The organism is Octadecabacter arcticus 238 (genome assembly GCF_000155735.2).
Classification (GTDB): Bacteria; Pseudomonadota; Alphaproteobacteria; order Rhodobacterales; family Rhodobacteraceae; genus Octadecabacter; species Octadecabacter arcticus.
The window spans coordinates 1858158-1879805 of the sequence record NC_020908.1 but is presented as its reverse complement, the minus strand read 5'-3'; the positions used below and the strand labels follow the sequence as shown (position 1 = coordinate 1879805).

The window sequence follows — 21648 nt, the reverse complement described above, 5'->3', positions numbered from 1 at the left end:
CACATAGGGCTGAAGCCTTTAATCCACAACGTAGCTTGAGTGGTCGAGGAAGGGCGCTTCGGAACGTGTCAACGACTTTGAGACAGTGGCTTTTGGACTTTAGGCTTGGGTTTCTTCGGTTGGTTTTGGTGGGTTGATCCAGACGGCGGTCGGGATTTGAGGCGGTTTTGGTGGTTTGTGTACGAAGCGTTCGGGCGTGGCGAGGAATGCCGCGTCTAGTGTTGCTTGTCGCGCGGTGTAGATTTCTTGGGCCTGCCCAAAATGGATTTGGTCGGGCGTCATCAGACCAATCCCGGCGTGATGATGGTCTTGGTTATACCATGCAAAGAGCCTGCGGCAGAATGCGCGAGCCTGCTCGATGGTTTCAAAGTTCTTGGGGAACTCTGGCTGATATTTCAGTGTTTTGAAGTGGGCTTCGGAGAACGGGTTGTCGTTTGAGGTGTGGGGCCGACTGTGGGACTTGAGCACACCAAGATCAACCAGCATCAGGGCTGTCGTCTTTGCCTTCATGGGCCCACCGCGATCTGCATGCAATGTCAGCTGATCGCGTGGAACCTCGTGTTTTTCCATCGCGTCGATGAACAGCTCTTTGAACTGGCTGGCGCTCTCCGCGTGCTCGACGCGCCAGCCAACAACGCGGCGGCTGAAGATGTCGAGGATGACATAGAGATAGAAGTAGGACCATTTCACCGGGCCCCTCAGCTTGGTGATGTCCCAAGACCAGACCTGATTGGGGGCTTCAGCTAGAAGTTCAGGCTTTTGATAGACGGGATGTGTGCGCTGTCGGCGGCGTTCGCCAACTTCGCCCTGCGCGGCCAATATCCGATACATCGTGCGGATTGAACACAGATAGGTGCCTTCATCCAGCAAGGTGGCAAAGACCTCTGTGGGCGTCTGATCCGCAAAGCGGGGTTCGCGCAGGTGGTGCAATACCTGGTCTCTTTCCCTTTCCGGCAGAGCCCGCGAAGACGCTGCGCGCGGTGGGCGTGTGCGTGGTGGTGCCGTCAGCGCCGCACGCTGTCGAAGAACGCTCGCGCGCGATAATGATAGCGCGGCGCAGACAGCCGAGGTCAAGCCGCTGCCGGTGGGCAATGCAATCGCGACGGCCATCATGATTTGCCGCTGCGCTCTTGCGTCTGCTCCATCTCGTCCAGAAGTCCCGCCACTTTTTTTTGGATGGCAATGATGGCTTCCGCCTGATCCAGACGGCGCCGCAAGGCTGTCACCTCACGGTTGGCCTTGGCCAGCTCAGCTTGCAATGGATTGGCAGGTGCCTTTTGTGGGCCACGGCGCATTGGCTGCAATGCACCCAATGTGCCGGCCGCCCGCGCACGGCGCCAATCGGTCAGTGCAGAGGAATAAAGCCCCTCCCGCCGTAGAATGGCGGAAACCCCGCCAGTGTCTGCCACTTGGTCCGTCTCATCCAGAATGCGCAGTTTGTATTTGGCTGTGAAGTTGCGTCGCTTCGGGATGCTCGTCAGTTCCGCTGTGGGAGCCAACGGCGCATTAACAACGCGGGGAGGCGACGTCGGGGCCAAAACGGCTCCAGATCCAGCATCTGGCGAAAGTGGTGATTGTGAAGGCATAACCATGGTTCTTCTCCTACGCCCTCAAGTGTAAACTTTAGCCAGTCAATTGTCTCACGCTTATTGGCACGGAGGGCTTTGTAGTTGTCAGTAAATGCAGAATGCTGCGTCGCAGCACTATAAACCTCGGTCAATGTCCGGTTAGGGCCACCGCCGATAGCGTCATCACACACTGTATGGCGCGAAGCCTCCCTCGTATTCAGTGTTAGCCGCCGGCTCTTAAAACGCATCTTCCTCATCTGCCATCGCTCTGCGTGCGGGCGTATGTGGCTGCGGCACTTGCGGCATGTGCGGCAAAGCCCCCCCAGAGGATCCGTGCAAAGCTTTATGGCGGCCTTCAGCAACGATGAATGTGGGCACTTCTATTGCGTTTTCAAAGCACGCCCTCGCGCGCGCGATACCAGCCACATTCATGCCCCCCCCCGGACGAACGACACGCCAGAATGTTGTGCAATTGGACCCAGCGCTCACCTGCTCCCCAGTCCCTCGAACCAACCAGCCGTGCTCCACGAGCTTTTTGACGCAAGTGTTCAATGTGTTGCCGTCACGCAGTCTGACAGTGCCCACCTGACAGCCAACATGAACCTTCTTATTGGTAGTATTCCTGCATTAGCTTCTCTTTCTCAGCAGATGAAATCTCGATTGCTACATATGGATCAATGTCTGACAGCAAACGGTTTATGATCATCTCATTTAATGCAATTTCAAATTTTGGGTTAAGGCGAACTCCGACCCCAATTGGTTGTCCACTCCGTATTCCGACTTGACCGTTCCATTTAATAGATTCATCTGGGATAAATTTAATGGATGTGGAGCCATTTGCCGAAGGCGTGATACAAACGAGTTGTTCTCCTAAGTCAAGAACACTGTGGAAAACATAATTATTGCCTTCGATCAACCATCCAGTAACTGCCTTAAAGTTCATATCTGACTTATTCTCCAGAAACCTACGAACATTGTCGTGGCATCTGTTGGGCTGCACGTTCATATTCTGCAGAGTCGTCTCTGGAGCAATCGAAACTTGGATATAGGTCGTATTCTTCAATTCTTCAGTCAGCTTTTCTTCCCAGTCGGATGGTGGAAAACTCCAGCTCTCAGCATAATATAAAAACTCTCGCCGTTTCTCTTCATGCACCCTCTTTGCTTCTGTCACCCTATTCTCCTAATTGTGCTGAAAGTTCAGTTGCGGTCCGTAGTGAAAACACTAATTCAGGCAGTCCATTAATCCCTTTCCCAATGGGCGAATAGGACAGCAACAACCAAAATTTTCTGTAGAAGCAAAGACGCCGCCCGCTCTTCAAATGCATCTTCCTCATCAGCCATAGCTCTGCGTGCGGGCGCATGTGGCTGCGGCATTTGCGGCATTTGCGGCAAAGACCCCCGAGAGTATTCGTGCAGAGCTTTATGGCGGCTTTCAGAAACGATAACTGAAGGCACTTCTATTGCGTTTTCAAAGCACGCCCTCGCGCGCGCGATACCAGCCACATTCATGCCCCCACCCCCGGACGAACGACACGCCAGAATGTTGTGCAATTGGACCCAGCGATCACCTGCTCCCCAGTCCCTCGAACCAACCAGCCATGCTCCACGAGCTTGTTAACGCAGGTGTTCAATGTGTTCCCGTCACGCAGGTGACCGGGGCCCCTCTTCATCATTGTGCGCTTATTGATGAACTCTCCTGTCCATTTTTTGACCAACCAAAGTCTCAATTCTTCAGCTGCGTTAAGCTCTGCATTTGGCCGCCCTGAATCAGAGACGCGCAGCGTTTCCGAAAGATACCATTCCATCATAGTTATCCCATTCGACATCATTTCTTCGGTGATCTCCGCCGCATGCTCGTCGGCATAAAGCGTCTGCACCCCAGCAATCCTAGCAGCCATTTCAGGAGCCTTTGACGCAAACCCAGTCATGTATTCAAAAGCCTCACCCTCGTTTGAGGCTTGCTCCACTCGATTATAAAACGCTTCAAGCTTTGAGCGCGCCTGATCGGACAGGTCTAGCTGGCGAAGATTGAGATCTGCTCGAGTATCAGGGAGGACTTGCAGTTCGATATTTAGGAGCTCTTTGATGCGATCATTGTAAGTCAGCAGCACGGCCTGCGCTTTGCGTTTTGCTGCAATATAAACTGGATCATTCGTTATTTTACGTGACCCGATTTTACTATCGGGATATGCGATAAGGACCCGAGAAAGGAACCCCTGATCCTTCATTATCGGATCGCCGATGACCCTCTGAGCCACGAGGGGCTGGATCATCGCATGCAGCGACACGCGCTTATCATACAGGACAACCGTTTCGGACGATGCTCTGCTTTTGCTGATGGGGGCCCCATCCCACAACTTGGAGAAACCCGCGATCGTTTTGAGCGCATTTTCTGGCTTCATGCCATGTCCACCGAAAAACTGGCCACCTTCGTCGGTCACAACAGCAACAGACGGCGTACCGGTCTCTAATCGGCGATGTAGCCCTTCAATTGTCACATCGCTGATCAGGATAGTGGTCACGAGCGGTGGTTCAGGAGCCAACTCAACGTTTGGGTCTTTGAAATCTCCATCAATAACATCAAAGTCTTGCTTCGGTTTGCGTCGCTGTCCTTTTTGGAACGCCACCAGTTCGGCCTCAAACACGCGTTTTATATGGCGATACTGACGTTCCCGCTCTTGATCGACCACTTTGATTGCGGCCGTCGCCAGCCCATCACAGGCTGACTTGCGCTCTCCAGATTGCGCAACGGTAATTAGAAATAGACTTAAGGGCACAGGCCCCTGAAGGGCTTCCACGTCCGCAAGTCCCTGCGTGGTGGTGCTTACAACTGCCATTACACTTTGCATCGCTATGGCATCCGGCGCTTGCGTCAACGTTACGATAGCCATGATGGGATCAGCCAAGGGACCAAGCGCCCGCCACGGAATTGGCGCGGCTCCTCTTAACTCACCGTACAGTGGGATGGGCTCAGATTGGTTAGGTGAAGACATAGCTTCCCCCTGTGCATAACTTGAAAGTTTGCATTATTTAGCTCCAGTGATTTTTTCATTTGCCCGTGTTCAGGTGGACAGTCTTGGAAAGTCAGACACAGATTGTGAATGTATTAGGGTGGCCTGTAGATCGTCCCCCGAAACGCGGCATGGCTATGGTTTAAAGTTGCAATATGAAGCGACTGCAGGGGCACGTCGTTTGCGAGCGACTTAATGCTCGCCACTATTGAGAGATCTCTTTGGGTCCCGAATTCAGCCCGCCGGACAAAGGCATTTTTCATTGCCCTGTCTCCTGTGTGTTTTGCACAATCCAGTCCCGGATGTCCTTGACTGTGTACCTCACCAGGCTTCCGACCCGGACGAACTTCGGACCGTTGCGTCGTGCAACTGCGAGTTCCAGAAACCGCCGTGATATACCAAACCGCTGTTCTACATCGTCGCGGCTTAATAACCGGTCAGTTTTTTCTTGTGACGTCATCGCCCTACCTCGCTGAATGTTGAGGTGAGATTCGGATGAAACGCAGACGTTTAATAGATGGCCCGTTTTCGCGACAAGCCCGAGATGATTCTTTCACAATTAAAATCAATTACTTAGGTTATGAATTTTTTCTTCGGCCCGAAATTCTCCAATTTGATATCGGTGCTTCTTTCCAAACTTCTTCTCGAACTTTAGGGGTTTTCATTTTAAACTTGGTCTCTAGCATATTCAGCACAGCATCCTTGGTCAGCAAGTCCCGCGGCCGTTCTGGAAGCCGATACTGCGCGTGAAGCCTCCGGAGCGCACGAGCTTTCACCTTGCGATCCGAACGCTCCAGATTATCCATACTTTTGAAGTTCCAAGCTTCTGGCAGGTCGCAGGTCAGCAGAAATTGAGACTTCGCATGGCCGCCTAATCCAGACTTTGTGTTCCAACTGCTAGGTACCTGTAGCGCACATCCTGAGATCTCTTGGAGTACACAAATCGCACGACCTTCCTGCAGGCAGCGCAATACCAGTTTTGTGACTACTGAGCCGATCACATCAAGCTCAACAAAAAATTGCGCCCAATCCTGGGATATCTGAGCGTAATAGTGGGAAGTCGGCTTTCCGGTGATATACTTAAGTCTGGGCTTTGATCGCACGAACACCAGCCCTTGCTCGATCCGATACTCTTCCGACAAGAGAACAGGCGATTCACGGTGCAATGGCAAATCTACGCGGGCGGCCTTGAGCGCGTTTAAGCCAGTGACCACTTCCAGCGCGCTATGACTGCCGACCGGAATTTTCTTCAAAATCTCATTCTTTGCTTGGACAGACCCCTTGATCCAGTTCAGCGGATGTTCGTCAGTGACTGTCCGGAGGCGCAACCCGTCGAACAGGTCGTCATCGAGTTGCTGGAGGCGTTTTCCAGAGTCATAACGTGGGCCAACTTCGTCAATGATCTCAAATGCAGACCACAACTCTACCAAGTCCTCGAAAGGCGGCGAGGTGTCTTCGGAGATACTCTGATCAAATGACCATTCAGCCATGTTCGCCCCCTAACCGTTTCGATAATTTCTGGCATACAATCTCCATCGACGGACGCAATGCATCCAACGACGGCCGCACATATCTCTGCCCAGTGATCGACAATGGCGTGTGATTGAGCAACCGCCCCACGATTTCCTCCAGCACTCCTGCTTCCATCGCAACCGTCGCGAATATCCGGCGATGCATATGGGGATTATATTTGAGCTTTACCGGCCTCGAGATGTGACCTGTCTCTGATTTAGGGGACCCTACCCACACTTGAACTTAAGAACGAAGATCATGCAACTCTCACGACAGTGCAATAACGCCAACTCCCTAGGATAATTACTTTGCGTGCAGGAGCTATGCTTGAATTTGGGTGATGCGCTTTATCAGGCGGCGCGGTTTTCGGCGTCGTCGGTCGCTTCGACACCGTCGTTGAATTTGGTTCCTTCGATGACTTTTGGCAACTGGTTTCTGCCCTTGAGACGCAGCCATTTCTTTGATGCAGCTTGAATGAGGGTAAAGACCATCAACTTCGCGGTCTTTTGTGACAGCGCGCCTTTGGTGCGCACCGTGCGATGCCGCACAGTGGCAAACACGCTTTCAATGGGGTTTGACGTGCGTAAATGGCCCCAATGTTCAGCCGGGAAATCGAAGAATGCGAGCATCGCTTCTTGATCCTTGATCAGGCAGGTTACGCCCTTTGGATATTTGGCTCCGTACTTCTCGGAAAACATTGCGAGCGCCGCGTCTGCTTGTTTACGCGTCCCTGCGTGCTGGATATCGTCCAGGTCTGATTTCACGGCTGGGGCCATCTGCTTTGGAAAGCAGTTCAGGACGTTCTTCAGCTTATGAACCCAACAGCGCTGATGTTTTGTGCTTGGAAACGCTCTGTCCAGTGCATTCCAGAACCCCATGGCCCCATCACCAACCGCAATTTCCGGTGCGACAGACAACCCGCGACCCTTTATGTCAGCCAGCAACTCATGCCAGCTTTGTGCGCTCTCCCGAAGGCCGACCTGAAAGCCAATCAGTTCTTTCTTGCCCTCAGGTGTCGCGCCGATGATCACCAGTATACATTCAGCATTTTCCTCCATCCGGGCCTGTAGATAGACGCCATCCGCCCAAATGTAGACGTAGTGACGTGCAGACAGGTCACGCCGTATCCAGGTGTCATATTGTGTCTGCCACCCTGCCGTCAGTCGTGATATGACACTTGGCGACAGGTTGGGCGCATCAGGGCCCATAATGGCTGAGAGCGCCTCTTGGAAATCACCCGTAGAAATGCCCTTCAGATACAGCACCGGCAGCAAGGCATCCAAGCTCACCGAGCGGCGCGCCCATTTCGGCAGTATGTTCGACGTAAAGCGTATCTTTGTAGACGGATCAGATGTCGCCAGCCGGTCGCGCACCTTGGGCCGTTGAACATCCAGAGCACCAATACCGGTCTGGATCTGCCGTTCAGGGCCAAATCCATGCCGCACAATCCGCTGGCGGCCATCCTCCAGCTGTTCATCTAAAAAACTGGCGACAAATGCATCAGCTTCGGCTTTCAGCGCTTCCGCCAGCATCCGCCGAGCACCCTCCCGTGCAAGTTCTGACAGCGGATCTACGATCGTTTCCGATTGGCGAAACGGAAGGCTCGGTGTATCGTTCTTCATAGGCGTATTGCTCCTCGTGAGGTTCTGGCTGGATTTGACACCTGCCACAATACGCCGCCTTTCAAATCACGCCATCACCCAAATTTCCGCATAACTCTGCGTGCAGGCACCTTAGGCTGCGGCATTTGCGGCAAATATCCTCTCAAGGATCATGTGAAGACACGCGGCAACTTTCAGAAATTAAAATTGGGAAGTTCAGGCGTGAGCTATACAGACAAATTTACTATTTGAAGACGCTGGTTGAGAGCCAGATGAGCTCCATAACTTGACGTTTTGTTCATTCGACCACACCTGCATGAGGTATCACATTTCAAAGGAATGCCTCCATGACAACGACGCCATTGCGTATCGATATTATCTCAGACGTCGTCTGTCCGTGGTGCATTGTTGGTTACCGCCAGTTGAAAAAGGCTGCCGAAGCGTCGGGCACGGCCGTAGATATCCATTGGCATCCGTTTGAACTGAACCCTAGCATGCCTGCCGAAGGCCAGAACATGGTCGAGCACATAATGGAAAAATACGGCAGCAGTCAGGCTGAATCACACGCCAACCGTGATCGCCTGTCAGCAATCGGTGAAGATCTCGACTTTACGTTTTTATTCGCGGACGACATGCGAATGCATAACACGTTTGATACACACCAATTGCTGCACTGGGCGACGCTTAAGGGCAAAGGCGACGATCTGAAACAGGCGCTATTTATCGCGCACTTCACCCATTGTCGCAATCTGTCCGACCCCGATGTACTCGCCACCATTGCGTCAGAAGTCGGCCTCGACCGTGCAGAAGCCGAGGCCATTCTGATCGATCAACGTTTTTCTGACCAAGTTCGCGCAGAAGAAAAATTCTGGACCCAGCAAGGTATCACCGGAGTCCCCGCAATGGTTTTTGATCGCCAGCATTTGGTTACTGGTGCACAGGGGGTCGACAATTACGCCAACATTCTGTCCCAACTGACACAGGGCGGCGGAGCATCAGAATAACAGCTGTTGACTGCAATCTTCACCAAGGCCCGCTGTGCGAACAACTTAAAGTTGGCCGTCCGCATGTGCCTGTCTCACTAAGAGAAAATTTGCTTTGAACCCAAAGTGACCGTTGTCGCCAACTTTAACTTTGCAACCGAAACGCAGCCATAATGCGTCATGACTAGATTGCATATCGACCTTGCAGCACTGAGCATTGTGTAGGCGCAGAAACATCGTAAATGGGAAGCATACGAAACGCGGTGGATCGGATTCCACCATTGGAAACGAAAGACCAAAGACGTGATATTTGCAAACATTCTTCCCGCACACCCACTACAAGGCTTGAGGGCCCGCATTCAGCAGGCCAAAGCCAACAATGCGGAATTCCACGCCAAAAAAGCAATATATGATCGTACATTCAACCAGCTCTCCGCTATGTCGAACCGAGATCTTGCCGATATCGGCATCCGTTCCTCGGACATCGAGAGCATCGCCGCTCAAGCCGTCGAGATGCATTAACACAGCAACGACATTTTTCATCAGCTAGGCATCCCAAGTGTCATTTTTATGCCGGGGACGCGTGACAGGCTGTTTGGGCTTTTTACAGGCCTTTGCTTCAAACAGAGCGAAGGTCCGCAATTAAGCTATTTGTTCAGTTGTCGATGCGGTTCAGGAGTTCGGCGCAGGCAATCTCCATCGACGGACGCAACGCATCCAACGACGGCCGCACATATCTCTGCCCAGTGATCGACAATGGCGTGTGATTGAGCAACCGCCCTACGATCTCCTCCAGCACCCCAGCTTCCATCGCAACCGTCGCGAACGTCCGGCGATGCATATGGGGATTATACTTGAGCCTTACCGGCCTCGTGATGTGGCCTGTCTCTGATTTTGGTGATGGAATCACCCAGTCGCTGCTGAGAGGGCGAAGCGGTGCCAATATCTCATGGTGCAGCTGCGAGATCGGAAGATCAAAACTCCGGCCATTCTTCGTCATTGGCAGATGGATCCGGTCTTCCAGTACTTGCTCCCACTTCAAGGTGAACACTTCAGTTTTGCGAAGGCCGGTAAACAATAGAAGCTCGTAGAATACTCGATGGATCGGGTTGGGCAGATCATCAATCGTCTTCCGCCAGTGCTTCAGGTTCTCAATAATCCGTCCGTCCGGCTTATCTTCAAACCACTCGATCGCCATCGTTGGGCATTCCGGCAGATCACCAGTCCGGCGGGCATGGTTGTAGATGGCGCGAAAGCTGCGAAGCACATGATTGGCGGCTGACGGGGATCCAGCCATGTCGTGATGACGGCGTACTGACATCGCCTTGCTGATCTCGTCCAGGGGCAGGCGCATCCAGTCTTTCAGATGAAGCGTAAGCTGGGCGCGCATCCCGACCTTGTTGGTCTCAGAACGCAGCTTTGGACGTGCCAGATACACTTCCATTGCGGCTTCCAAGATGGGCGCGCCAATCTGAGCCGCCTTCCCTGCCCCTCTGCCCATCTCCAAGGCAAAACCAAGCGCCGTCTGACGTGCAGCTTGCGCCGAGATGATCGGGAAACGGCCAATCAGAATACGCTTGGTCTGGCCGCCAACGTCCTTCTGAAAGTACCAGGTCTTCGAGCGCTTCCCCACAAAGAGCACGAGCCCTTTGATCTCCACATCCCAGTACTTGTCCGTCCCTGCTTTTGCATGCGGCAATTTGTTAGAAAACGTCTCTGTAAGCTTTGGCATATTCTGTCGGCCTTTTGTAGGTAACGCCACGCAACTGTGCGCTACCCCATGCAACCCAATGCAAAATAAAAGTCAACAAAAAGAAACAGTAAGGTGCCAAATGAAACTGTATGAAACTCAGAACTCTAGTTTGGAAAACTGGGGTCTTAACCATTACAAGACGCCCGCTTACTAAAAGCTTCTTATTTCATGGGTGTTAGCGCGTCAAGACAGCGATGGCAGAAGCTTCAATTGCGAACGCAAAACATGTCTCCAAATGGCCATGAACGGAACTTCATCACGTTCGCAGCGAGCGGCTGCATTGAGCCTTTTGCAGATTTACAGCGGCGCGGCTAAGGTTTGCTTTATGCTTGTCGTAATCAGAACAGTAACCAAAAAAAACCAGGTTTTCTCAAGGTCATCTGTCACAACCCTATCTCAAGAAATGGAAAAGGAATCGAAAATGTCGGACCATGGATATGAGGGCGGACGCCTCAACCTGCCATTCGTTGGGATTTGTACGTTTGGAAAGTACCCATACGTAGAGGACTGGAATGCAATTGATGCAGATGTGGCTGTTCTTGGTGCACCTTACGATTTTGGCTGCCAGTGGCGTTCAGGTGCCCGAATGGGTCCGCGCGCCATCCGCGAAGCCTCCACCCTCTTTTCATTCGGTCATGCAGGTGCTTACAATCACGAGGACGACATAACTTATCTAGAACCCTCGAAGGTCAAGATCGTCGATATCGGTGATGCGGATATCATCCATACTGATACGATGAAAAGTCACGCTAACATCGAATATGGTGTTCGGAAAATTCTTTCCGCAGGCGCAATTCCTGTTGTGATGGGGGGCGACCATTCGGTCAACATCCCCTGCATCAACGCCTTTGACGACCAAGGGCCGATCCACGTGGTCCAGATCGACGCACATCTCGATTTTGTGGATGAGCGCCACGGAGTTAGGTATGGCCATGGAAATCCAATGCGCCGCGCCGCTGAAAAACCATATGTAACGGGCTTGAGCCAAATCGGTATTCGCAACGTATCCTCCACAGCGCGCGGCGGTTATGTCGATGCCCGCAAAATGGGGTCGGACATTCAATCAGTTCGCCAAGTACGGAAATTGGGCATCGAGGGCATGCTGGATCGAATTCCAGAAGGTGTTAACTACTACCTCACGATCGATATCGATGCCTTTGATCCATCAATTGCACCCGGAACAGGAACGCCCAGCCACGGCGGTTTTATCTATTATGAGGTTTTGGAACTGATTGATGGGCTAGCAAGACGCGGCAGTATTGTGGGCGTCGACCTAGTTGAGGTTGCGCCAGATTATGACCAAACTGGATGCACATCGACCCTAGCAGCACAAATACTGATGAACACTATAGGGCGCATCCTCCATCACAGATAAGTTTCAGTCATTGAAGAAAATCGGGCATTTGTGCTTTCAGCATTAGAGGCGGTTGCATCCGCACTACTGCCGTTAGCGTCCAGTGCAGCGAAGGTCCGGCATCCGCCTCTTGTGTCGAGCTACACTTCCGGCCCGGAGCTGCCGTTCACGGCCACCTCAGGATGCTGCAGTGCGGCCCGTCATTGCGGACATTCGTGCAGCTTGCAGCATTTTGTCGGCTGTAACGTCGGTCAGCGGACAAACCGCCATTAGCCTACGCGTGACCAATGGCAGTTTTTGATTGGCCGTATACGCGACGAAAATACCTAGAACCTGAACCGAACATTTGCATCAATACGGAAAAGCCAACAACCAAGCGACCGAAATACTCTACAGTGCTCTCTGGACTTGTACGCAAAGCGTGATTGGTCTTGTCCCGTTTGCGTTCCGGTCTCTCAACTCATTTATGCGGCCTTTCGCTCGAATGCCAAGGGGCTTTTGCCGCCTAATGATGAGTGGCGGCGGCGCGGGTTATAGAACCCATTGATATATTGGAAGATCGCGCCCTCGGCCTGACGGCGTGTGTCCCAACGATTGCGCCAGATCAGCTCAGCCTTGATGGATTTGAAGAACGTTTCAACCATGGAATTGTCATAGCAATTGCCCTTGCCGCTCATCGAGACCTTGAAGCCGTGCTTTTTCAGGCGCTTCTGATACGCGTTGGAACAATATTGCGAGCCGCGATCCGTATGGTGAATGCAGCATTCGGGCGGCTGGCGCAGTGCCACAGCCATGTCCAGCGCACGGATCGCGAGATCCTGTTTCATGCGGTTACTGACAGCCCAGCCGATGACGCGCCGGGAGTACAGATCAAGGATAACGGCCAAATAAAGCCACCCTTCACTGGTCCAGATATAGCTTATGTCACCGGCCCACTTCTGGTTCGGCCCATCCGCTGAGAAGTCCTGGTCCAGCAAGTTAGGCGCGATGTTGAACGTGTGATTGCTGTCCGTCGTTGCCTTATATTTCTGGGTTCTGATGGTCTTGATGCCATTCTCACGCATCAAACGGCCCACGCGACGGTGCCCAACCCGCAGCCCCAATTCCTGTAGCTCTTCGGTCATGCGGGGTCGCCCATAGCTTTGTAAACTGAGGCGATGTTGCTCACGGATGTGGGCCAAAAGCACCATATCATCACGTTGGCGCTGGCTCATCGGCCGCTTCCGCCAAGCGCGAAACCCACGCGATGTGACCTGCATAATCCGGCAGAGAAACTCTACTGACCAAACTTCTTTCCAGGCGTCGATAAAGGCGAACCTCACCGACTTTGGCCTGCAAAAAAGATCGCCGCTTTTTTTAGCACTTCCCTCTCCTCACGCACCAACCGGAGTTCTTTACGAAGACGGGTGTTCTCTTTCTCGACGTCATCGTGCGGCCCAGACATCAGATCCTCATGCTGATGTTTCTGAACCCACTTGTTTAGCGTCGAAAGGCCAACACCTAAATCTGATGAAACCTGCGGTCGCGTTAAACCGCTGCTGATCGCGATGCGTACTGCATCACGCCGAAACTCGTCTGTGTATCTCTTTGCCATTCCTTATCTCCTTCATAGCAAACATTGCTCGAAAGAGACCGGAACTAAACCGTGGCAAGACCAGATTGCCAATTCAGACATTGCGGCTGTGTAATGAGTTCGACCTTCGTGCTGAAAAAGCAGGTCACTCTCGGCATCGTTTTTGTAGGTGAAGACTACACAGGATTTCCTAAAATCTGGGCAGTTGTGCAGCTTAATCACTTTTTTTTGTTGGGTGGCAGGGTGTTCATCTCGACGTTTGGGCGGCAGTTGGCTCGCAGCTTTACTGACTTTGGACTGAACTCGATATCAATCTTATGGGTTGATTTGTATGAATTTTGTGTCATCAAACAGGATGGAGTTCCTAGACTTTAGCCATAACACTGCACTTGTCATCGCTTCGATAATGGTTGCCATTGTCGCGGGCTTTACGGGTTTGACGCTGTCCAAGGACCTTTCCAAGCAAAGCGTTCTGCGTCGCAAGGTGTCGATTGCAATGTCAGCCGTCGCTTTGGGCGGTGGTATTTGGTCGATGCATTTCGTGGCGATGCTCGGGATTCAGATGCCTGTCCTATTTTATTATGATGCGGCGATAACGCTCGCGTCCGCTTTGCTGGCGATCCTTATTGTGGGAATGGCTTTGCTCTTACTGCACTTTCGCGAACGGACGCCTGTCACTTTGTCTGCGGCAGGTGCGTTGGTCGGATTTGGAATTCTGGCAATGCATTATGTCGGTATGGCCGGCCTTCAATTGTGCCGCGCTGTCTATACGCCTTTTGGAATCCTGCTGGCCGTCGTTTCGGCTGTGGGGCTCTGTATGGCTGCGTTCTGGATTGCTTATGGCCGACGCAGCAATCGCAATATTTTGTTGGGGACGTTATGCTTTGGTGCTGCCGTTAGTGCTGTTCATTTTGTCGCCATGGCAGGCACTAACTTTGTCGCTGTTCCGACGCTGAATGAGTTTGGCCCGGCGATGAGCAATGAAACGCTTGCAATGGGCGTCATCTTGTCAAGCTTTGTCATCTTCGGCGCGTTCCTCTGGATGGGGGTCACATTCTTTGCACCCACCGCGCCTGTTGCCGCACAAGAACCCTTTGAGGCGCAACTCCCGAAAGCAGGCGCACTTGGTGAAAATCCGGCGCCCTCCGCCATCCGCATCCCGTGCGAGCGTAACGGCGTCACGCAATTGATCGACCCCTCTCAGGTCGCTTTTGTGCGGGCTGAAGGACATTACACCACCGTCTATACCAAAGACGCGAAGCTTTTTTGCTCTTGGCCGATCACCGAAGCGATCAAGCGGTTGGAAATCGCCGGGTTCATCAGGACCCATCGCAGTTATTTGGTGAACCCAACGCAGGTCAACCACTTTGAACGGCTCAAAGACACTGGGGTTTGCCGTTTTGCCGAGGCGGATTTGCCTCCTGTTCCAGTAAGCCGCTCACATCTCAAAAGCGTGCGCGACGCCCTTGGCCTTTAGGCTTTCGCATTTCGTGCAGCCTTAGGCGCATTTCGTGATAAATCCGGATCATTTCATTGAATAGCGCAAGCTTTGGCATGCCGCTGCGTACAATCTTGCCTCCTGACACATAATTGCGGAAACGGGAGGCGAAGCAATGATACCAGCGGCGTTTGAGTACTACAGGCCGACAGACATGGCAGGTGTAATTGCCCTGCTTAAAGAACATGGGGATGATGCGCGGGTGATCGCGGGGGGGCACAGCCTGATCCCTATGATGAAGTTGCGGATGGCGGAGGTGCCGCATCTTATCGATTTGCAAGCCATTGAAGGTCTGAACGGGATCTCCATAGCTGGTGGCACCGTAAAGATCGGTGCGATGATAACGCAGCACGAGATCATCAACTCTACCGAACTTGAAAAGGCCGCACCTATCATGAAAGAAGCGGCGCTGCAAATTGCCGACCCTCAGGTGCGTTATATGGGTACCATTGGTGGTAACGTCGCAAACGGCGACCCCGGAAACGATATGCCCGGCCTGATGCAATGCTTAAACGCTCAGTTTCATCTCGTTGGCTCAGACGGTGATCGCATCGTCGACGCGCGCGATTTCTACGAAGCGGCCTATATGACTGACCGCGAAGATGATGAAGTGCTGATCGCTGTTAGCTTTGCAGCGCCCATAGGTGGGTTTGCTTACGAAAAGCAAAAGCGCAAAATCGGCGACTACGCCACCGCTGCTGCCGCTGTGCAGATTTCTAAAGAGGGCGGCAAAGTCGGTGCGGCATCCATTGCGATGACTAACCTTAGCGATACGCCGATCTGGTCCGAAGCCGCTGGCGCAGCGTTGATCGGTACGGCTTGCGATGAGGCTTCAGTGAAAGCCGCCGTCACCGCCATGCTGAGTGATATCGATCCAACAGAAGACAACCGCGGCCCGGTCGCATTCAAACGCCACGCCGCTGGCATCGTTCTTGGCCGTGCCATCGCGCGCGCATGGTCACGGGCATAAGGGAGGAACACACATGTCAAACAAGATGCACGTCAAACTGAACGTGAATGGCGAGGATCACGAATTCCTTGCTGAACCGCGCGAGCTCCTGATCTACGCGCTGCGTGAAAAGCTCAACATTACAGGTCCACACGTGGGGTGCGAAACCTCACATTGTGGTGCTTGTACGGTGACGATGAACGGCAAATCCGTAAAATCCTGCACCGTCTTTGTGGCGCAAGCTAACGGCGCTGAGGTTACCACCATCGAGGGGCTCGGCAACCCGGATGCATTGCACGTCTTGCAAGAGAATTTCAAAGAGCACCACGGCCTTCAATGCGGTTTTTGCACACCCGGTATGATCACCCGTGCGGCCAAGCTGCTAGAAGAAAACCCGAACCCAACCGAAGCAGACGTCCGCTTTGGAATTGCCGGCAACATCTGCCGCTGCACAGGCTATCAGAACATCGTTAAATCCATTCTCTCAGCCGCGTCTGAAATGAATGCAGCTAAGGAGGCGGCACAATGAAAGACGAAATTTCACGCGAAGAACGGGTCGCTGGCCTGAAAGGCTTGGGCTGTTCACGCAAACGGGTCGAAGATGCACGCTTTACCCAAGGCAAGGGCAACTACGTCGATGACATCAAGCTGCCTGGGATGCTTCACGGCGATTTTGTGCGCTCGCCCTATGCGCACGCTCGGATCAAGTCGATTAACATCGACGCGGCCATGGCCTTGCCCGGTGTAACGGCTGTTCTGACGGCCAAAGACCTCGAACCGCTTGGCCTGCACTGGATGCCAACGCTGGCTGGCGACAAGCAGATGGTACTGGCCGACGGCAAAGTGCTTTTCCAAGGCCAAGAAGTTGCGTTCGTCGTGGCCTCTGACCGCTACGTCGCCGCCGATGCGGTGGAACTGGTCGAAGTGGACTACGAAGAACTTGAGGTAATCGTCGACCCGTTCAAGTCGCTGCAATCCGACGTGGTTCTACGGGAGGATCTGGTGGCCGATGACGGCTCGATCCCCAACGGTGCCCACGGCCCCCGCAAGCACCCCAACCACATATTTACATGGGAAGCCGGCGAGGAAGAAGCCACCAATCAGGTCATCGACAATGCCGCCGTCGTCGCAGAAGCCGAAATGTATTACCATCGGACCCATCCTTGTCCGCTGGAAACCTGCGGCTCTGTCGCTTCAATGGATAAGGTGAACGGCAAGCTGACCCTTTGGGGTACGTTTCAAGCGCCGCATGTCGTGCGCACAGTCGCGTCGCTTTTGTCCGGGATTGAAGAACATAATATTCGCGTCGTCTCGCCCGACATTGGCGGCGGGTTCGGCAACAAAGTCGGAGTTTACCCCGGCTATATCTGTTCCATCGTCGCCTCCATCGTCACAGGTGTGCCGGTGAAATGGGTCGAGGACCGGATGGAAAACCTGATGTCCACGGCCTTCGCCCGCGACTATTGGATGAAGGGCAAGATCAGCGCCACTAAAGAGGGCAAGATCACTGGCCTGCATTGCCACGTGACCGCCGACCACGGTGCCTTTGACGCTTGCGCAGACCCGACCAAATTCCCGGCGGGTTTTATGAACATCTGCACTGGGTCTTATGACATCCCCGTCGCCTATCTGGGCGTCGATGGCGTCTACACAAATAAAGCGCCCGGCGGTGTCTCATATCGCTGTTCGTTCCGTGTAACCGAAGCTGTGTACTTTATCGAACGCATGATCGAAGTCCTCGCGATTGAGTTGAACATGGACCCGGCAGAGCTGCGTTCGATCAACTTCATCAAGAAGGAACAGTTTCCTTATACGGCTGCGTTGGGTTGGGAATACGACTCCGGCGACTATCAAACCGCGTGGGACAAGGCGCTGAAGGCCGTCGACTACAAAGGGCTACGCGCTGAGCAGGCCGAACGGGTTGAAGCGTTCAAGCGCGGCGAAACCCGTAAGGTGATGGGTATCGGTCTGTCTTTCTTTACCGAGATCGTCGGTGCCGGGCCAGTCAAGAACTGCGACATCCTTGGGATGGGCATGTTCGACAGCTGCGAAATCCGCATCCACCCAACGGGGTCGGCTGTGGCGCGGTTGGGCACAATCTCTCAGGGGCAGGGCCACGCCACAACCTTCGCACAAATTCTCGCGACCGAGATTGGCCTGTCCGCCGAAAGCATCACGATTGAGGAAGGCGATACTGATACCGCGCCTTACGGTCTGGGCACCTATGGGTCACGTTCTACTCCGGTTGCGGGTGCAGCCGCAGCAATGGCGGGTCGCAAGATCCGTGCCAAAGCACAGATGATCGCAGCCTACTTGCTTGAGGTCCATGATAACGACGTGGAATTCGACGTTGATCGGTTCGTCGTCAAAGGCGTGCCCGAGCGGTTCAAGACGATGAAGGAAATCGCCTACGCCGCCTATAATCAGGCCATTCCGGGGCTAGAGCCGGGTCTGGAAGCGGTCAGCTACTACGATCCGCCCAACATGACTTATCCGTTTGGGGCCTATGTCTGCGTCATGGACATCGACGTTGATACAGGTGTCCCTGAAATTCGCCGTTTTTATGCGCTGGATGACTGCGGCACGCGGATCAACCCGATGGTGATCGAAGGGCAAATCCATGGTGGCTTGACCGAAGCCCTTGCTGTCGCCTTGGGGCAAGAGATTGCTTATGACGACATGGGCAACGTCAAGACCGCCACGTTGATGGATTTCTTCCTACCGACGGCTTGGGAGGTCCCGAATTATGAGACGGACTTTACCGTCACGCCTAGCCCGCACCACCCGATCGGGGCGAAAGGCGTGGGCGAAAGCCCGCATGTTGGTGGCGTGCCTTGCTTCTCGAATGCTGTGCAAGATGCGTTCCGGCCCTTTGGCAACCGTCACACCAATATGCCCCATGACCATTGGCGCATTTGGCAGACAGCCAACAATCTTGGCATGCACGACTAAATGGCTAGGTGCGGGCCGTGTTAAGCGGCCCGCCCTACGGGAGGATACAGATGACTTGGACAACGCTACAAACGGCTATGGCCGAACAAGGCTACATTGCCTCTGGTGATCTCGCGATGGCGCTGCACTTATCGCTGTCGCTTGGGCGGCCTTTGCTGGTGGAAGGCGCCGCGGGCGTCGGCAAGACAGAGGTCGCGCGGGTCTTGGCGGCTGTACAAGAGACGCAATTGATCCGATTGCAGTGCTACGAAGGATTGGATGCAGCGCAAGCGATCTACGAATGGAATTACCAACGCCAGCTTTTGGCGATCCGTGCAGCATCTGAGGATGGCGAGACAGGTAAGACTGTTGAAGCACGGATATTTTCTGATGAATTTCTGCTCGAACGCCCCCTGTTGAAGGCGATCCGCCAAGACAAAGCACCGGTCTTGCTGATCGACGAAATTGACCGCGCAGATGAAGAATTTGAAGCATACTTGCTTGAAATTCTGTCTGAATTTCAGGTGACGATTCCAGAAATGGGTACGATTACTGCAACGACGCGGCCCATGGTAATTCTGACCGCAAACGGCACCCGAGACCTCAGCGATGCGCTGCGGCGGCGCTGCCTTTATGCCCATGTGCCATATCCCGATCTGGAAACAGAACTTTCTATTTTGGTGACGCGCTATCCCGACATCACAGACCGGCTTTGTGCGCAGATCGTCGGTTTTGTGCAGGCCTTACGCAAACAAGAGCTGGAGAAGAAGCCCGGTATTGCCGAGATGTTGGACTTCGCAGCCGCCTTGATGGGTCTTGGCGTGGCCGATCTGACAGAAGATCCGACGGTTTTGCAGGCAACGCTGACAACCCTGCTGAAAACACAAACAGACCGCGACGCGATTCCCACAGAAATCGCGCAACGTTTAGCAGGCAAAGCCGCATGACACGTGTGACCAAATTTGCCGCTCGCGATCCCGGCCCCGCCGCCCGTATGGCAGGGTTCGTGGCACATCTGCGCGACAATGGCTTACGACTTGGTGTGGGCGAAACGGGCATTGCGCTGGATGCCTTGACCCATATCAACGCCACCAACCCACATGATGCGCGCCGCGCCCTGAAATCAGTGTTTACTGGCTGCGCCGATGAAGCCGCACAATTTGATGGGTTGTTTAACAGCTTTTGGATGAATGGCGGGCGGGTCAAAACGCGCGTGACTGCTACAGCGACCCCAAGTCGAAGCGAAAACGTGCATTCCAGTCGCGAGGCGAGTGAAGAGGCCATCAGTGGCGCAGGCGACGTCAGTGCTCCTGATGGTGGTGATGGTGAAGCGGAAAGCGATGGTGAGGGCCAATTGGTCGCGACGGATGTCACTAACCTGTTCAAGAAAGACCTGCGCGATCTTGTCCGGCCCACCGATATCGCCGAGGCTGAAAAGATCGCCCTGCGCCTTGGTGCTGCCCTGCGGGATCGGCGCTCACGTCGCCGGAAAGCTGCGCGCAAAGGGGATCAAATCCACTTTCGCAAAGTTATGCGGCAAAGCCTTGCCACCGGTGGCGAACCCTTCGCGCTCCCCAAACGCCAACGCCCAGACCGTACCCTACGGATCACAGCAATCTGTGACGTGTCGGGATCAATGACCATCTATTCCCGCGTTTTTCTAGCGTTCCTCGCAGGGCTGATGCGGGCAGATGCCCGCGCTGACGCCTATCTCTTTCACACTCGGCTTGTGCGGATCACAGAAGCATTGCGCGACAAAGATGCGTTGCGTGCGCTGGCCCGATTGTCATTGCTGGCCGAAGGTTTCGCAGGCGGCTCCAAAATTGCGGACAGTCTCCATACCTTTGCAAGCACTTATGGGCGCCGCTTTGTCGATAATCGCACGGTCGTGATGATCTTGTCAGACGGCTATGACACAGCATCACCAGATGGTATTTCAGGCGCCCTCATCCGGCTGAGGAAACGTGGCTGCAAGGTTATCTGGCTCAACCCGCTGAAAGGTTGGGACGACTACGAACCAACCGCCCGCGCAATGGCTGGAGCCCTGCCACATCTGGATCTTTTCCGAGCTGCAAACACACTAGGCGACTTGGCTGCCCTCGAATCAAAGCTGACGCGGCTATGACACCCAAACATATCATGGACCACGGACTACAGGTGGGCGAAGACTGTTTCGCAGTCGCCACTATTGTGCGCACCGCAGGCACCACTTCGGCCAAGCCCGGTGCAAAGGCGTTGCTCCGTGAAGATGGAACCATCCTTGAAGGCTGGCTTGGTGGCGGCTGCGTGCGCAGTGCGATCAAGGACGCGACCTTGCGGGCCTATGCGACAGGACAGCCGCAATTTATCTCGGTTGCGCCGGAAGAGAACCTGATGGAAAAAGGTGTGCGCGCAGGCGATGCAGTTGATGGTGTCCGCTTTGCGCGCAACGGATGCCCGTCCAAAGGCACGATCGACATCTTTATCGAGCCCTATCTCCCAACGCCTGACTTGCTAATCTTCGGAGAATCTCCTGTTGCTGAAAAGCTAAAAGAGCTTGCTCCGCAGTTTGGGTGGGCTGTGGCCACAGCAAGTGCGGACGCGCCTTTGGCCCCGCGATTGCCCGTTCGCGGACGGTATCTTGTGATTGCAACGCAAGGACAAGGTGATCTTGCAGCGCTGAAGACGGGGTTAGCCGATGCGGTCGATTATGTAGCCTTTGTTGGCAGTACCAAGAAGTTTGCCAGCCTGTCCAAAAAGCTGGTCGCTGCGGGCACAGATCCCGCAGCGATCGCCGCTGTCTGCGCGCCCGCTGGGTTGAATATTGGGGCGGTGACGCCTGCTGAGATCGCGCTGTCAATCCTTGCTGAACTGACACAGGTCAAACGAGATCTCTTGGCGAAGGTTGCGCAAAATGGATAGCTTTGGGGCAATCA

Annotated in this window: 18 protein-coding genes and 1 pseudogene; 10 read left to right on the top strand and 9 right to left on the bottom strand. The window is 53.9% G+C overall.

Going from position 1 to position 21648, the window contains the following annotated elements; genetic code table 11:
- Positions 1-99: 99 nt before the first annotated feature.
- From OA238_RS09825 to OA238_RS09790, 7 genes and pseudogenes are all read right to left on the bottom strand, one after another.
- Positions 100-1592 (bottom strand): IS3 family transposase gene (locus OA238_RS09825; RefSeq protein WP_085982729.1). Its coding sequence is split into 2 segments (ribosomal slippage): positions 100-1142 and positions 1142-1592, totalling 1494 coding nucleotides; the frame shifts between segments, so codons are not numbered across the junction.
- A 583-nt stretch (positions 1593-2175) separates the two neighbouring features.
- Positions 2176-2739, bottom strand: a complete 564-nt coding sequence (locus tag OA238_RS09810; RefSeq protein ID WP_144055873.1) for a hypothetical protein — start codon at positions 2737-2739, stop codon at positions 2176-2178.
- A gap of 68 nt (positions 2740-2807) precedes the next feature.
- Entirely contained in the window at positions 2808-3071 is a 264-nt protein-coding gene (locus OA238_RS31650; RefSeq protein WP_144055872.1) for a hypothetical protein, read from the bottom strand.
- A 2-nt stretch (positions 3072-3073) separates the two neighbouring features.
- Positions 3074-4474: a YfjI family protein gene (locus OA238_RS09805; protein WP_245581483.1), complete on the bottom strand. Its 1401-nt coding sequence runs from the start codon at positions 4472-4474 to the stop codon at positions 3074-3076.
- 683 nt (positions 4475-5157) lie between these two features.
- Positions 5158-6069, bottom strand: coding sequence for a hypothetical protein (locus tag OA238_RS09800; protein ID WP_044036609.1), 912 nt, complete (start codon positions 6067-6069; stop codon positions 5158-5160).
- Positions 6062-6322, bottom strand: a pseudogene (locus OA238_RS33670) (tyrosine-type recombinase/integrase); the annotation flags it as partial. The pseudogene OA238_RS33670 and the gene OA238_RS09800, both read right to left, overlap by 8 nt.
- Before the next feature lie 119 nt (positions 6323-6441).
- On the bottom strand, positions 6442-7713 hold the full coding sequence (locus OA238_RS09790) for an IS256-like element ISOan9 family transposase (protein ID WP_015495043.1): 1272 nt from the start codon (positions 7711-7713) through the stop codon (positions 6442-6444).
- Positions 7714-8039: 326 nt separating this feature from the next.
- On the opposite strand from OA238_RS09790, the gene OA238_RS09785 reads away from it, so the two are divergent.
- Positions 8040-8696, top strand: coding sequence for a DsbA family oxidoreductase (locus tag OA238_RS09785; protein ID WP_015495042.1), 657 nt, complete (start codon positions 8040-8042; stop codon positions 8694-8696).
- A gap of 417 nt (positions 8697-9113) precedes the next feature.
- A complete protein-coding gene (locus OA238_RS34980) occupies positions 9114-9197 on the top strand; it encodes a DUF1127 domain-containing protein (protein WP_420806493.1) in 84 nt (27 codons plus the stop codon).
- Positions 9198-9330: 133 nt separating this feature from the next.
- On the opposite strand, the gene OA238_RS09775 is transcribed toward OA238_RS34980, so the two are convergent.
- A complete protein-coding gene (locus OA238_RS09775; RefSeq protein ID WP_015495040.1) occupies positions 9331-10407 on the bottom strand; it encodes a tyrosine-type recombinase/integrase in 1077 nt (358 codons plus the stop codon).
- Positions 10408-10849: 442 nt separating this feature from the next.
- Between OA238_RS09775 and speB the strand changes: the two genes are divergently transcribed.
- A complete protein-coding gene (speB, locus tag OA238_RS09770; protein WP_015495039.1) occupies positions 10850-11803 on the top strand; it encodes an agmatinase in 954 nt (317 codons plus the stop codon).
- 443 nt (positions 11804-12246) lie between these two features.
- Here speB and OA238_RS09765 read toward each other — a convergent pair.
- Positions 12247-13376 (bottom strand): IS3 family transposase gene (locus tag OA238_RS09765; protein WP_085982731.1). Its coding sequence is split into 2 segments (ribosomal slippage): positions 12247-13130 and positions 13130-13376, totalling 1131 coding nucleotides; the frame shifts between segments, so codons are not numbered across the junction.
- Positions 13377-13710: 334 nt separating this feature from the next.
- On the opposite strand from OA238_RS09765, the gene OA238_RS09750 reads away from it, so the two are divergent.
- The 7 genes from OA238_RS09750 (at position 13711) to OA238_RS09720 (ending at position 21634) form a co-directional block, all read left to right on the top strand.
- Positions 13711-14832: an MHYT domain-containing protein gene (locus tag OA238_RS09750; RefSeq protein ID WP_044036601.1), complete on the top strand. Its 1122-nt coding sequence runs from the start codon at positions 13711-13713 to the stop codon at positions 14830-14832.
- A gap of 136 nt (positions 14833-14968) precedes the next feature.
- Positions 14969-15823, top strand: a complete 855-nt coding sequence (locus tag OA238_RS09745; protein WP_015495037.1) for an FAD binding domain-containing protein — start codon at positions 14969-14971, stop codon at positions 15821-15823.
- Positions 15824-15836: 13 nt separating this feature from the next.
- Positions 15837-16331 carry a (2Fe-2S)-binding protein gene (locus OA238_RS09740; RefSeq protein ID WP_015495036.1) on the top strand — a complete coding sequence of 165 codons (495 nt, stop codon included), beginning with the start codon at positions 15837-15839 and terminating at the stop codon, positions 16329-16331.
- Positions 16328-18754, top strand: coding sequence for an aerobic carbon-monoxide dehydrogenase large subunit (locus tag OA238_RS09735; protein WP_015495035.1), 2427 nt, complete (start codon positions 16328-16330; stop codon positions 18752-18754). The genes OA238_RS09740 and OA238_RS09735 overlap by 4 nt, the downstream gene beginning before the upstream one ends.
- A gap of 50 nt (positions 18755-18804) precedes the next feature.
- A complete protein-coding gene (locus tag OA238_RS09730; protein ID WP_015495034.1) occupies positions 18805-19680 on the top strand; it encodes an AAA family ATPase in 876 nt (291 codons plus the stop codon).
- Positions 19677-20858, top strand: a complete 1182-nt coding sequence (locus OA238_RS09725) for a vWA domain-containing protein (protein ID WP_015495033.1) — start codon at positions 19677-19679, stop codon at positions 20856-20858. The genes OA238_RS09730 and OA238_RS09725 overlap by 4 nt, the downstream gene beginning before the upstream one ends.
- Positions 20855-21634, top strand: coding sequence for an XdhC family protein (locus tag OA238_RS09720; protein ID WP_015495032.1), 780 nt, complete (start codon positions 20855-20857; stop codon positions 21632-21634). Before OA238_RS09725 ends, OA238_RS09720 begins: the two co-directional genes overlap by 4 nt.
- Positions 21635-21648: the final 14 nt, after the last annotated feature.